The 12,730-nt window shown below is 58.5% G+C and carries 12 protein-coding genes; 1 reads left to right on the top strand and 11 read right to left on the bottom strand.

Going from position 1 to position 12,730, the window contains the following annotated elements:
* Nucleotides 1-13 precede the first annotated feature (13 nt).
* From MO767_RS15880 to MO767_RS15835, 10 genes are all read right to left on the bottom strand, one after another.
* Nucleotides 14-2,107, bottom strand: a complete 2,094-nt coding sequence (locus MO767_RS15880) for an LTA synthase family protein (RefSeq protein ID WP_282481276.1) — start codon at nt 2,105-2,107, stop codon at nt 14-16.
* Between the two features lie 285 nt (nt 2,108-2,392).
* A complete protein-coding gene (locus MO767_RS15875; RefSeq protein WP_282481275.1) occupies nt 2,393-2,998 on the bottom strand; it encodes an START domain-containing protein in 606 nt (201 codons plus the stop codon).
* Nucleotides 2,999-3,039: 41 nt separating this feature from the next.
* Nucleotides 3,040-3,294, bottom strand: a complete 255-nt coding sequence (locus tag MO767_RS15870) for a YkgJ family cysteine cluster protein (protein WP_056745406.1) — start codon at nt 3,292-3,294, stop codon at nt 3,040-3,042.
* A gap of 163 nt (nt 3,295-3,457) precedes the next feature.
* On the bottom strand, nt 3,458-3,931 hold the full coding sequence (locus MO767_RS15865) for a translation initiation factor 2 (protein WP_282481274.1): 474 nt from the start codon (nt 3,929-3,931) through the stop codon (nt 3,458-3,460).
* Nucleotides 3,932-4,020: 89 nt separating this feature from the next.
* Nucleotides 4,021-5,460: a PLP-dependent aminotransferase family protein gene (locus MO767_RS15860; protein WP_008146981.1), complete on the bottom strand. Its 1,440-nt coding sequence runs from the start codon at nt 5,458-5,460 to the stop codon at nt 4,021-4,023.
* A gap of 201 nt (nt 5,461-5,661) precedes the next feature.
* On the bottom strand, nt 5,662-6,474 hold the full coding sequence (locus MO767_RS15855) for an OmpA family protein (protein WP_282481273.1): 813 nt from the start codon (nt 6,472-6,474) through the stop codon (nt 5,662-5,664).
* Nucleotides 6,471-6,827: a DUF4398 domain-containing protein gene (locus MO767_RS15850; RefSeq protein ID WP_282481272.1), complete on the bottom strand. Its 357-nt coding sequence runs from the start codon at nt 6,825-6,827 to the stop codon at nt 6,471-6,473. The genes MO767_RS15855 and MO767_RS15850 overlap by 4 nt, the downstream gene beginning before the upstream one ends.
* A 9-nt stretch (nt 6,828-6,836) precedes the next feature.
* Complete coding sequence (locus MO767_RS15845) at nt 6,837-7,673, bottom strand: transporter substrate-binding domain-containing protein (RefSeq protein WP_282481271.1); 837 nt, start codon at nt 7,671-7,673, stop codon at nt 6,837-6,839.
* An 80-nt stretch (nt 7,674-7,753) separates the two neighbouring features.
* The gene (locus tag MO767_RS15840) at nt 7,754-8,683 is read right to left on the bottom strand and encodes an FAD-binding protein (RefSeq protein ID WP_123364825.1); all 930 of its coding nucleotides are present in this window, start codon (nt 8,681-8,683) and stop codon (nt 7,754-7,756) included.
* A complete protein-coding gene (locus MO767_RS15835) occupies nt 8,684-9,433 on the bottom strand; it encodes an electron transfer flavoprotein subunit beta/FixA family protein (protein WP_056745417.1) in 750 nt (249 codons plus the stop codon).
* Nucleotides 9,434-9,982: 549 nt separating this feature from the next.
* Here MO767_RS15835 and MO767_RS15830 point away from each other — a divergent pair.
* Complete coding sequence (locus MO767_RS15830) at nt 9,983-11,647, top strand: electron transfer flavoprotein-ubiquinone oxidoreductase (protein ID WP_282481270.1); 1,665 nt, start codon at nt 9,983-9,985, stop codon at nt 11,645-11,647.
* A 51-nt stretch (nt 11,648-11,698) separates the two neighbouring features.
* Here the strand turns inward: MO767_RS15830 and MO767_RS15825 are convergent, their stop codons facing one another.
* Nucleotides 11,699-12,589: an AraC family transcriptional regulator gene (locus MO767_RS15825; protein WP_282481269.1), complete on the bottom strand. Its 891-nt coding sequence runs from the start codon at nt 12,587-12,589 to the stop codon at nt 11,699-11,701.
* Between the last annotated feature and the right edge of the window lie 141 nt (nt 12,590-12,730).

Below are 12,730 nucleotides of genomic sequence, written 5' to 3'. Positions count from 1 at the left end.
ATTGCATCAAGACTTAGTCCGGCTTGCTGTCAACCACACCGGCGGTGTTGTCGATCAGGCTCTTGGTCGCCGTTTGCAGGAACGCTTCGAGCTTGAGTTTCAGCTCAGCGGTACGCGGTGCATCCGGAACGATCTCGGCGTGAGGTGTCGCGCCCAGTTCGTACTGGTACATCTTCGGTGCCATTTCCTTTTCTTTCGGCAGCACCAGGATCTGATCTGCCGTGATGATGGCGGTGGTCTGCTCGCTACCCGATGGCTTGATCACGCCAAAACCGGTGTCGCCTTCAGGCAAGTTGAGCAAATCACGGCCCCAGCACTGATGACGCACTTCGCCACCAATGCGGCCCATGATGGTCGGCACGATGTCGATCTGCGTGCCCACGGTATGGTCAAGCTGGCCGAATTTTTCCTGGATGCCCGGCGCGATCATCAGCATCGGCACGTTGAAGCGGCCCAGGTCCATTTCGGTGATCTGGCGCTCGTTGCCAAAACCGTGGTCGCCGACGATCACAAACAGCGTTTCTTTGAAATACGGCTCCTTGCGGGCCTTTTCAAAGAACTGGCCCAGCGCCCAGTCCGCATAACGCATGGCGGTCAAATGCTCGTTCAGGCTACCGCGATCGGTCACGCGCTCAACCGGCAATGGTGTCGGCAAGGCGTAAGGCGTGTGGTTGGACAGGGTTTGCAGCAGCGCATAGAACGGCTTGCCGTTTTCCCGCGCCTTGAGCTCTACCAGACCACGGTCGAACATGTCCTGGTCGGACACGCCCCAGGTCGGATCGGAGAACACCGGGTTCACGAAGTCATTACGACCAATAAAGTTGGTCATGCCCTGGTTGCTGAAGAAACCCGACTGGTTGTCCCAGGCGAAGTCGCCGTTGTAGACGTACACGTCGTCATATTTACGGGCACTGAGCAATTGCGGCAGGCCGGACAACTTGTGGCTGCCTTCCGGCGTCTGCATCAGGTATTCGAAACCCGGCAGGTTCGGGAAGCAGGCCATGGTGGCGAACATACCCTGGTGGGTATGGGTGCCGTTGGAGAAGAAGCGGTCGAACAGCAGGCCTTCCTTCGACAGTTTGTCGAGGTACGGCGTGATATTGCCCGGTGCACCCAAGGCGCCCACCGAGTGGCCGGCCATGCTTTCCATCAGGATCACGACGACGTTCTTGATCGGCAGGGTCTTGTCGGCTGGTGGCGTGTAGTCGCGACGTACGGCGGCGGTCTGAGCATCCACCAGTTTTTCGTCCGGCATCACCAGCATGTCACGCACGATCTTCTGCGCTTCAGGCTGTGGCAAGGTGGCCTTCCAGACGTTGTCGCGATCTTCGGACATGCGGCTCTTGGCCGCGGCGACCAGCGACAAGGTGCCGTTGAGGCCCAACTGGTTGGCGAAGTTCGAGTTGGTGGTGTAGACGTCACCCCAACGCAGTGGCGGGCCCTGGCGCAGGGTGCCTCGAGCGGCCACCACACAAACCATCAGGCAGACGACGAACACCATGATGCGTGCATACCACGGGGCGATCTGGCGCGTGCCAATGCTGCCGCCACTGAATGGACCCCGAGGACGGGTGGCGCGGTCGGCGCCCTTGAACGCCAGGGTCAGGATCAACGTGCCCACGGCCCAGGCCAGCAGGTAGCGAACCACCGGGAAACCGTACCAGAGCATGCTCATCACGGTTTTCGGGTCTTCCTTTACATATTGGAAGACCAGGCCGTTGAGACGCTGGTGGAACTCGCGGTAGAAGTCCATCTCCATCAGGCCGAGGAACAGGGCGATGCTCGAGGCAATGGTCAGCCAGAACCGGAAGAATCCGCGTGCGGCCATCGCCCGGGCACTGAATAGCGCCAGCAGCAATGGAATGCTGAGGTAGACCACCAGGCGCAGGTCGAAACGCAGACCGTTGGCGAACGCTTCGAGAAAGGTCGAGGCCGGGGTGTCGAGGATCATCTCGCGGTTGTAAACCAGCAGCGCAACGCGCAGCAGGCTGAACATGACCATCATGACCAGGGCACACAGCAGCGTGTAGGCCAGATGCGATTTGACGGTCGGTTGCAGCAGGCGACTAGAAGCTCGCTGCTGATTCAGGGCGTCCGGGATTGCCATGTCGTTTTAGGACCCATTGGAAGTTGAAGTTTCAAAAAAACAGCTGCGCCTTGCCCTCTGTTGGCCAGTACTCGGCCCCGGGGCTTGCACGGTGCGCAAATGTTGCACGATCAACCGCCGCATTGCCATTGATTACTGCCCGGATGTTGGCGCGGGCGAATTGTCTTGGAGGCTTTGTGAAAATTTCGTGCAACGCATATTCGGAAACAAAATAAAGCAGCGTCCTTACTACAAAATGCAAACGCCCCGAACCAGTCGGGGCGTTTGATCAAAAGAGCAGCGCTGTTACTTCTCGGCGCGCTCTTTCAGAGCTTTCAAGGTATTGAATGGCGCATCAACCACAAACTTGTTGGCGACCATAGACGGTATGCTGCCGCCCGGCTCGGTGTGCACCTGATAGGTCACTTCAATCTGGTCGCCCTTAGGCACGAACTTCCAGAAACCGTCGACCTTGGTCACCCGCACAAAGCCTTTTTCTTCAGGAATGTACTTCGGCACACCTTCAAGCTTACGGGTCAGGCTGCCATCAGCCCCTTCGATGGTGGTTACATGCAGCACCGAATCACGCTCGGTAACCGGCCAAGGAGTATTGAACTGAGTGTAGGTCCAGCTCTGATCACCTTCGTGTTTGAGCAATTTCTGGGTCTTGCATTCGTGAATCCAGGCGCAGGCCCCCGGCACGTCTTCCTGCAATGCACGCAGTTTGGCCACAGTGGTCTTCATCAGCGTGACACCACGGTAGGCCTTGTAATCGGAGCCGGCCACCTCGCTCAAGGAGATCTTGATGCCGTCCTGTTCCTTGGCGACTTTCCAGTCTTCGGCCTGAGCAGCCGTGTTGGCGAGCAAAACCGTCAAACCACACAGCACAGCCATACGTTGCAGCGAACCCATAGTCTTATTCCTTATTGTTGAAGATCCGTTCGTTGAACACATCACGCCGCCGTCATTTGCTCCCACCAACCCAGCAATTTGATCGCTTCGTCGCTGCTGCTTCCGCAGACTTCGATGTCGGCTTCGAACGCCGAACACACTGCAGGACGTTCCGGTTTGCCGAAAATGCCGCACAGGTTATCGACAGAGAGTTGTACGCAACGTTCTCCGGCGGGTTTGCCATTGGGCATGCCGGGAATCGGTGAACTGATGGAAGGGGCAATGCAACAGGCGCCACAGCCTTCACGGCACTTCATGACGACGAGCTCCTCGATGGACGATGTGTTAAAGGACGTGGCACAGAGTAACCGCTAAAACGCTTGTTTAAAATTGCCTGGACCCGGGTTTTTTCGCTTAAACGAGCGTGACTGATCAGTCTCCGACAAAGCGCCTGGCCAGCGGGTCTCGAACGGTAAGGAATTATCGTTTGAACTCGAACTCCAGGGCTGCGCCTTCGACTTCACGGCGATCTTCGTTCCGCCGTTGCAACTGCATTTCGTTATTGATCAGCCTTCCGTTGAGCTGAAACGGAGAGCCGCCAGCCTTGTCACCGAACATTTGCGGCAACACCGCATCGTGTCTGGGCAACGGTACCGTACCGATCGGTTTCAGTTCTTCGGCCATGCCTTGGGGCAAACTCAAATCCAGGTTGGGCGAAGGAAGCTTGGTTTTCACGACCTCACTCGCGGGCTTGGATTTGGAGGCAATCGGCGGTCGCTTTTTCACCGCGGCCGCTTTCTTTTTGACCGGCGTGGCTTTTTTAGCGGGAGCCGGCTTTTTCGACGTGGCGCTGGCTGTCGGTTTTTCCTGAACGGAAGCGGCCATGACGGTTTCCGCCTGGAAGGTCATTAGCAGGCAGAGCGATAGCCAAACGGCGGGGAAAATCGATTTCATGGACCCAACAGCGCAAACGGCAGGAGGCCATATGCTCGCCTGTTGCACGCAACAAGACAAGCACGGACAGGAACAACCTGCCCGCCCCCTCAAAAGCCGCCGACCATCTCCTGACAGAGCTGAGTGGCGAGCATGCCCAGGGTCATCAATGCACGTTCGGCTTCACGGTTCCAGGGTGTACCGCAGTTCAGCCGAATGCAGTGGTTGAACTGCTCGGTGTTACTGAAAATCAGCCCTGGCGCGATGCTGATGCCCTGCTGCAACGCGCGAACGTGCAGCTCCTGCGTGTTGACCCGCCCCGGCAGGCTGACCCACAGAATGAAGCCGCCGGTCGGCCGGGTCATCTGCGTGCCTTCCGGGAAGTATTGCTGCACCGCCAACTGGAAAGCGCTGAGGTTCTTGCGGTACTCCTGACGGATGTAGCGCAAATGCCGGTCGTAACCACCGTTCTCCAGATAGGCCGCAATGCCCATCTGCGTGACGCTGCAGGCCGAATGGGTGCTGAAGGTCTGCAAACGCTGGATTTCCTGCTGGTACTTGCCGGCAATCATCCAGCCGATCCGTACGCCCGGCGACAGGGTTTTGGAGAAGCTTGAGCAATAGATCACCCGATCCAGCCGATCGTAGGCTTTGAGTGATTTGGTGCGACCCTGCTCGAACATCAGTTCGCCGTAGATATCGTCTTCGACAATCTGGATATCGAAATCCGAGGCCAGGCGCAGCAGTTGCTTTTGCCGCTCTTCGGGCATGGTGCCGCCCAATGGATTGCTCAGACGAGTGGTCAGCACCAGCGCCTTGATCGACCACTGGTTGGCCGCCAGCTGCAAAGCTTCAAGGCTCATACCGGTGGCCGGATCGCTCGGGATCTCGATGACCTTGAGGCCCAGCAGGTCAGCCAGTTGCAGCAAACCGTAGTAGGTCGGCGATTCGGCGGCGATCAGGTCGCCTGGGCGGGTCAGCACTCGCAGGGACATCTGCAAGGCATCAACGCAGCCGTGGGTAATTACCACTTCCGACGGATCGACCACCACGCCGGCATCGCGCATGCGGATCGCCACTTGTCGGCGCAACGGTTCGAACCCCGGGCTGAACATGTAGCTGAACGCCCGCGGGCTATGGAAACGGGTGACTTTGGCCAGTTGCTGATGCAGCGCCCGCACCGGCAGATAATCAACGCTCGGTACCGCCGCGCCCAAGGGAAACACACCCTCGCGGCGGGATTCGACCAGGACTTGTTGGATAATGCTGCTGCGAGTGACTAGACCTGGACGCTCGACCCGGGCGATGTCCGGTGTCGGCGCGGTCAGTGCCGGGGTCTGGTGCACGTAATAACCGGACTGCGGCCGAGCGCGGATCAGCCCCTGATCCTCAAGGTTGGCGTAAGCCTGCAACACCGTCGCATGGCTGACGTTGAGCTGCGAGCTCATCTTGCGCACAGAAGGCACACGCTCCCCCGGTTGATAGACGCCACGACGGATGTCTTCGGCCAGCTGTTGAGCAATACGTTGGTAGAGCAAGAGATTGGTCATGACGCAGCACTCGATTTCACGGGCATTTTATTCTTGTGTGAAACAATACCGGAACAGTTTAGAAGTGTACTGGGACAGTTGCCACAATAGTCGACCGTACAGTGCAGTGTCAGCAAAAACTGTACTGTTTTGTGAGTTGATCACCAGGCGTAAAAAAACCCGGCGCTGTCTGGCAGGCCGGGTTTTCCAGTGACGCATCCCTTAGCGGGCAGCGCCGAGCTGGCCTTTTTCGTCAGAGAACACAATTTCTACCCGACGGTTCTGCGCACGTCCCCGTTCGGAGGCGTTCACGTCGACCGGATATTCATCACCGTAGCCTTCGACCTGAATACGTTTATCGTCGATGCCCAAATCCATCAGCACGTCTGCCACCGATTGCGCACGGTCACGGGACAGCTTGAGGTTTTCCTGCTTGCCGCCGGTACTGTCGGCGTAGCCTTCGATGCGCACAACGCGCTTGGGGTTGAGCTGCAGGAACTGCACGATCTTCAACACCACGCGGTTCGCCGAGTTTTTCAACTCCGCTTCGCCGGTGTCGAACAGCACGTCGCCCAAGGTCATCACCAGGCCACGGTCGGTCTGGGTGGTCGCCAGCGCGACAATCTGTTCTTCGAGCCACTTGCCCTGCTGCTGCACGCTGAGCAGTTTGGATTCGCGCAGAGCCAGTTGCAGGCGCTGACGGTCCAGTTCGAGCTTCGCCGCACGTTCTTCGTTGAGCACCTGATTGGTGTGTTCGCGCGCGATTTCGCTATAGCGCTCACTCAGGTAAGCGTAATGCTGCACGTCTGTGCCACTGCCCCAGTAGCTGGACAGACGATCGGCACGGGCCAGCGATTCACCAGCGCGTATCACGTCCTTGGGCGCGATACGCAGCACGCTGGAGTCTTCCTTGACCTTCTGGAAGTCAGTACTGGCCTGCTGCAACGCGGCCCCACTGTGTTGACCGGCACAACCATAGAGGCTGGCGCAGCCCGCCAGGATCAAACCGCCCAGGGCTTTGGTCTTGAGGCTCATTGGGCATCTCCCAGTTGCTTGCGCAGGCGAGTGATGCGGGTGTTGAGCACGTTCAACTGCTCCTCGCTCTTGAGGGTCAGAACCCGGGCTTCGGCCAGACGCGCGTCCAGCTCGGCCTGTTCGGCCCGCATGCGCGCGTTCTTGAAGGATTGGTCGTTCATGTTGCCCTTGGCGCGGTTGAACTTGTCTTCGGCCAGTTTCATTTCCGGCACGTCGACGGCGGTCGCGCCAACAGCCTTGGCCTGTTCGAGTGCCTGCTCGGTCAGGCGCATTTGTTCATTCGGCGCCGGATCGGCTGCACAACCCGCCAGAGCCAGAACGGCCAGGGCAGCGAAAAGAGGTCGAATACTCACTAAAAATCCTTACTGTTTTGGGGTACTGACAGGTTGTTGCTGCGGCTGTAAGAGTTGCGCCTTCCAGCGCTCGATATTGCGTTGCAGCACGGCTTCCGTCAGTCCGGACGCGGGCAATTCTGTCATCTTTTTGGCCAGCTGTCCGCGCAACCACGGATCGTTGCAGGCGGAGTTGTGGGAAACCGCGAGGAACAGGCCCGGTTTGTCGATCGGTTGTGGACGGGCGATCAGGTCGTTGGCCATGCTCAGCGTCTGCGCGGCGGCCATGCCCGAGTAGCCTCCCGCGAGGACAAACTCCACCTCGCCCAGCAGCAATTTCTGAAAGGCCTGGGTCAGGTTAGGCGTACGGGCGAGGGTCAATTGCTGCTCGGCGAACGTGCCGAATGCCGCAGTCACTCGAGACTTTTCCGACAATGCGCCGGGATGACCGTGAAGGTCCTGCGCTGCGTTGTAGACCAGCGTAGAGTCTTTGCGGGTCCAGACCAGGTAATCGTTTTCGAGTAACGGAGGATGAATGTAATCCAGAGTGTCCAGCTCACTGACCGTCAATGACGCATCTGCCAGCATGTCCATTCGCCCACTGCGCACTTCGTCCAGGGCCTGGGAGCGTTTGCCTGCGTAAAGCAGTTCGATCTTGATCCCCAGCTCCCCCGCCACTTGCTGCAACAGGTCAGCACTGGCGCCGATCAGGTGCTTGGGGTTTTGCGGGTCTTGCCACAGGTACGGCGGCGCGTCCGGGCTGCCGGTCACCACCAGGCGCTCGCACTTGCCCGCGGCGACGGACAACGCCGGTAACACCGTCAGCCCCATTAGCAAAGACCAGCCGTAAACGCGGCGCAGATCCATGGCGACACTCTCCCACTCAAATCCGGAACAAAAAAAAGCCCGACCAAAAGGTCGGGCTCTTTATAAGTCAGGCTGCTGGATTAGACCAGCTTCTCGAACTCGGGGATTGCTTCGAACAGGTCCGCCACCAGGCCGTAATCGGCCACCTGGAAGATCGGCGCTTCTTCGTCCTTGTTGATCGCAACGATCACTTTGGAGTCTTTCATGCCGGCCAGGTGCTGGATCGCGCCGGAGATACCGACCGCGATGTACAGCTGTGGAGCAACGATCTTGCCGGTCTGACCGACCTGCATGTCGTTGGGTACGAAACCTGCGTCGACCGCGGCGCGGGAAGCACCGACGGCAGCGCCCAGCTTGTCAGCCAGGGCGTACAGGTGTTTGAAGTTGTCGCCGTTCTGCATGCCGCGGCCGCCGGAGACGACGATCTTGGCAGCGGTCAGTTCCGGACGATCGGACTTGGCCAGTTCTTCGCCGACGAAGCTGGAAATACCCGCATCGTGAGCAGCTGCAACAGCTTCAACAGCCGCCGAACCACCTTCAGCCGCCACCGGGTCGAAACCGGTAGCACGAACGGTGATGACTTTGACTGCAGCGTTCGATTGAACGGTTGCGATGGCGTTACCGGCGTAGATCGGGCGCTTGAAAGTGTCAGCGCTTTCGACCGAGATGATCTCGGAGATCTGGTCAACGTCCAGCTGAGCGGCAACGCGCGGCAGGATGTTTTTGCCGTTGGAAGTGGCGGCAGCCAGAATGTGGCTGTAGCCCTTGCCCAACTCGGCAACCAGAGGAGCAACGTTTTCCGGCAGTTGGTGAGTGTAGGCGGCGTTATCGGCCACCAGCACTTTAGCCACGCCAGCGATTTTCGCAGCAGCTTCAGCCACGGCGCCAGCGCCCTGACCTGCTACCAGAACGTGGATGTCACCACCGATTTTGACGGCGGCAGCCACAGTGTTCAGCGTGGCCGGGGCCAGCACTTTGTTGTCGTGTTCAGCAATAACCAAGATAGTCATTTAGATTACCTTCGCTTCGTTTTTCAGTTTCTCGACCAGTTCAGCCACCGACTTGACCTTGATACCCGCGCTGCGTGCAGCTGGCGCTTCGACTTTCACGGTCTTGTTGGTGGAGGCGGTGGAAACGCCCAAAGCGTCCGGAGTCAGCACTTCGAGAGGCTTCTTCTTGGCTTTCATGATGTTTGGCAGGGACGCATAGCGCGGCTCGTTCAAACGCAGGTCGGTGGTGACGATGGCCGGCAGTTTCAGGGAAACCGTCTGCGCGCCGCCGTCAACTTCGCGAGTCACGGCAACGGTGTCGCCGCTGATTTCGACTTTGGACGCGAACGTGCCCTGACCGTAGCCGCTCAATGCCGCGAGCATCTGGCCAGTCTGGTTGTTGTCACTGTCGATGGCTTGTTTGCCAAGGATCACCAGCTGAGGCTGTTCCTTGTCGACAACAGCCTTGAGCAGCTTGGCAACGGCCAGCGAAGTCAGGTCTTCAGCGGATTCGACGAGGATGGCACGGTCGGCACCCAGAGCCAGCGCGGTGCGCAGTTGCTCTTGAGCGGTGGACGGGCCGATGGAGACGACGACGATTTCAGTCGCAACACCTTTCTCTTTCAGGCGTACGGCTTCTTCCACTGCGATTTCGCAGAACGGGTTCATCGACATCTTGACGTTGGCGAGGTCAACGCCGGAATTGTCCGCCTTGACGCGAACCTTGACGTTGTAATCCACAACGCGTTTGACAGCTACAAGAACCTTCATGGATTCCTCGTTACTCTCCGGTGAAAAGGAAGTCGCCTAGGCGAACCTGGCGGTTTGATGCTCATCGGCGCAAGGGCACCTCTAAAAACGCTGGTAAAGGTGTCAAGTGACAAGCGCTCACGATGAAGATGACCGTTCGTCAGTGGTGACTGACGAGTCATTCATTATCGCGGCGTGTAAACTGCGCGCCAGAACCTGCGCTACGCATCACCTGGTACTGCCATCGCCCTGTTTTTAGAGGTGCTCTTGAAACCAACAGTCAGCCTACGGCGAGCGCAAAACCGACCGTATCTTGACCGGAACACCTATTCCGGTCAATACGGCAAAATGGCCAGTCATAAGCCGCGTGACTTTGATTTCTCTGGCTTTGAGCCGATTCAAACAAACGTTTGTATTGGACGCTAGGAGTGGTGTAGATATAATGCGCCACCTTAGAGAGAAAGGTGGCTCATCGATTGTCCTCTTCCTGCATTGCGCAGGAATTCATGGATGCGACACCAAACCTCCAATTAGAAAAAAAACTGTTGAGCCTTGAGTAGGAGATAACCTGTGGAACGCGAATACATGGAATTCGACGTGGTCATCGTCGGTGCCGGCCCCGCTGGTCTTTCCGCCGCCTGCCGATTGAAGCAGAAGGCCGCCGAAGCCGGTAAGGAAATCAGCGTCTGCGTGGTCGAAAAAGGCTCCGAAGTCGGTGCTCACATCCTGTCCGGCGCCGTGTTCGAACCACGGGCCCTGAACGAATTGTTCCCTGACTGGAAAGAACTCGGCGCGCCGCTGAATACGCCGGTCGTGCGCGATGACATCTATGTGCTGCGAAGCGCAGAAACCGCCACCAAGGTGCCTGACTTCTTTGTGCCCAAGACCATGCACAACGAAGGCAACTACATCATCTCCCTGGGCAACCTGTGCCGCTGGCTTGCCCAACAGGCCGAAAACCTGGGTGTGGAAATCTACCCCGGCTTCGCCGCTCAGGAAGCGCTATTCGACGAGAACGGCGTGGTTCGCGGGATTATCACCGGTGATCTGGGCGTTGACCGCGAAGGTCAGCCGAAAGAAGGCCTGTACACCCCAGGCATGGAACTGCGTGGCAAGTACACGCTGTTCGCCGAAGGTTGCCGCGGGCACATCGGCAAGCAACTGATCCAGCGCTTCAACCTGGCCAGCGACGCCGACGCCCAGCACTACGGCATCGGCCTGAAAGAAATCTGGGAAATCGACCCGGCCAAACATCAGCCAGGTCTGGTGGTGCACACCGCCGGCTGGCCGTTGGACATCATGAGCAACGAGAACACCGGTGGCTCGTTCCTCTATCATCTGGAAAACAACCAGGTGGTTGTCGGCCTGATCGTCGATCTCTCCTACAGCAACACTTTCCTGTCACCATTCGATGAATTCCAGCGCCTCAAGCACCACCCTGTGCTCAAGCAATATCTGGAAGGTGGCAAGCGCATCAGCTACGGCGCCCGCGCTTTGGCCAAAGGTGGCATCAACTCGTTGCCGAAGATGGTATTCAAGGGCGGCGCGCTGATCGGTTGCGACCTGGGCACTATGAACGTGGCCAAGATCAAGGGCAGCCACACTGCGATGAAGTCCGGCATGCTCGCGGCCGACGCGGTGGCTGATCGCCTGTTCGCCGACTCCGAAGGCGGAGACGAGCTGACCAACTACGTCGACAACTTCAAGAGCAGTTGGCTGTACGAAGAACTGTTCGCCACCCGTAACTTCGGTCCAGCAATGCACAAGTTCGGTCCGATCATCGGTGCGGGTTTCAACTGGTTCGACCAGAATATCCTCGGCGGCAAACTGCCGTTCACCCTGCACGACACCAAGCCGGATTACGCATGCCTCAAGCTCGCGGCCGACTGCAAGAAGATCGACTACCCGAAACCGGACGGCAAAATCAGCTTCGACAAACTCAGCTCGGTGTTCATCTCGGGTACCAACCATGAAGAAGAGCAGCCGTGCCACCTGAAGCTGACCGATCCGAGCATCCCGATCGTCAAGAACCTGCCACTCTACGATGAGCCTGCCCAGCGTTACTGCCCGGCTGGCGTGTACGAAGTGGTGACCAAGGAAGATGGCGAGAAGCGCTTCCAGATCAACGCCCAGAACTGCGTTCACTGCAAGACCTGCGACATCAAGGACCCTGCACAGAACATCACCTGGGTGGCGCCGGAAGGCTCTGGCGGCCCGACTTACCCGAACATGTAAGTCGAACGCCTGAACATCGAGGCTCCCGAACGGGGGCCTTTTTGTTGTCTGTCAGGCAGCGCGTTCGTCGCCGGGATTACGCTCGAAATAGCGCTTGTACTCGCGACTGAACTGCGACGTACTTTGATACCCGACCCGATGCGCCACCTGCGCCACACCCAAACCTTCGGCCAGCAGCAACGTCTGCGCCTTGAGCAAGCGCAAACGCTTCAAATACTGCACCGGCGACAACAACGTGCTGCGTTTGAAATGCTCATGGAAGGTCGACGCACTCATGTTCGCGCAACTGGCCAGCGTCTCGACGTTCAGCGGTTCGGTGTAATGCGCGTGCAAATGACTGAGCGAGGCTGCGATCCGGGCGAACTGCCCCTGCTGTTCCACCAACGCACGCAACACATCAGCTTGCGGACCACGCAAAGCAACGAACAACAATTCCCTCAACCGCGCCGGCCCCATGATCTGGCATTCCAGCGGATCGTGCAGGCAACGCAACAGCCGCTCCACGCAACCACGCATCCCATCGTCGAGCACTGCCGAGGTCATCGACTCGGGTGTCTGCGCAGGAATACCGCGCCCCGGCACCAGCCCCATGGCCAACACCAACTCACCGAGCAACACCCGATCAATGGCAATCGAAACGCCCAGCATCGGGCCATCGGGGGCTGAAAACGTCTCGCATTCGAACGGCACCGGCAATGCCTGAATCAAATAATGCCCGGCGCCGTACTCCAGCGTACGCGGCCCCAGATACGCCAACTTGCTGCCTTGGGCGATGATGACCAGACTCGGCTCGTAAATCTGCGGACCGCGAGCCACATCACAACTGGCCCGCAAAACCTGCACACCCGGCAACGCCGTGGGCGCGAAACCATCGCGATTAGTCAAAGGCTGAATCAGCGAAACCAGCGTGGCATTGGCATCGAGATGACGGGTCAACAACATGGGGGCTCTTCACAAAAAAGTCGCGGAAACAGGGATGCAAGCATCATCGCAGGTCTGATGGCCAATGCGACCCATTGAAGGCTGATGCCGGAGGATTAGGCATGACACCCGGAGGAATCGCCATGGCCGGTGGCCAGTGCG

It is taken from the genome of Pseudomonas sp. UYIF39 (assembly GCF_029963765.1).
Taxonomy (GTDB): Bacteria; Pseudomonadota; Gammaproteobacteria; order Pseudomonadales; family Pseudomonadaceae; genus Aquipseudomonas.
This window is presented reverse-complemented; position numbering and strand designations above follow the sequence as displayed.

Excerpts from the sequence above, each read along its gene's own strand:
- MO767_RS15870 (WP_056745406.1), bottom strand. The coding sequence starts at position 3,294 with ATGAAGTGCCGTGAAGGCTGTGGCGCCTGTTGCATTGCCCCTTCCATC.
- MO767_RS15880 (WP_282481276.1), bottom strand. The coding sequence starts at position 2,107 with ATGGCAATCCCGGACGCCCTGAATCAGCAGCGAGCTTCTAGTCGCCTG.
- MO767_RS15835 (WP_056745417.1), bottom strand. The coding sequence starts at position 9,433 with ATGAAGGTTCTTGTAGCTGTCAAACGCGTTGTGGATTACAACGTCAAG.
- MO767_RS15855 (WP_282481273.1), bottom strand. The coding sequence starts at position 6,474 with ATGAGCCTCAAGACCAAAGCCCTGGGCGGTTTGATCCTGGCGGGCTGC.
- MO767_RS15825 (WP_282481269.1), bottom strand. The coding sequence starts at position 12,589 with ATGTTGTTGACCCGTCATCTCGATGCCAATGCCACGCTGGTTTCGCTG.
- MO767_RS15845 (WP_282481271.1), bottom strand. The coding sequence starts at position 7,673 with ATGGATCTGCGCCGCGTTTACGGCTGGTCTTTGCTAATGGGGCTGACG.
- MO767_RS15840 (WP_123364825.1), bottom strand. The coding sequence starts at position 8,683 with ATGACTATCTTGGTTATTGCTGAACACGACAACAAAGTGCTGGCCCCG.
- MO767_RS15865 (WP_282481274.1), bottom strand. The coding sequence starts at position 3,931 with ATGAAATCGATTTTCCCCGCCGTTTGGCTATCGCTCTGCCTGCTAATG.
- MO767_RS15875 (WP_282481275.1), bottom strand. The coding sequence starts at position 2,998 with ATGGGTTCGCTGCAACGTATGGCTGTGCTGTGTGGTTTGACGGTTTTG.
- MO767_RS15860 (WP_008146981.1), bottom strand. The coding sequence starts at position 5,460 with ATGACCAATCTCTTGCTCTACCAACGTATTGCTCAACAGCTGGCCGAA.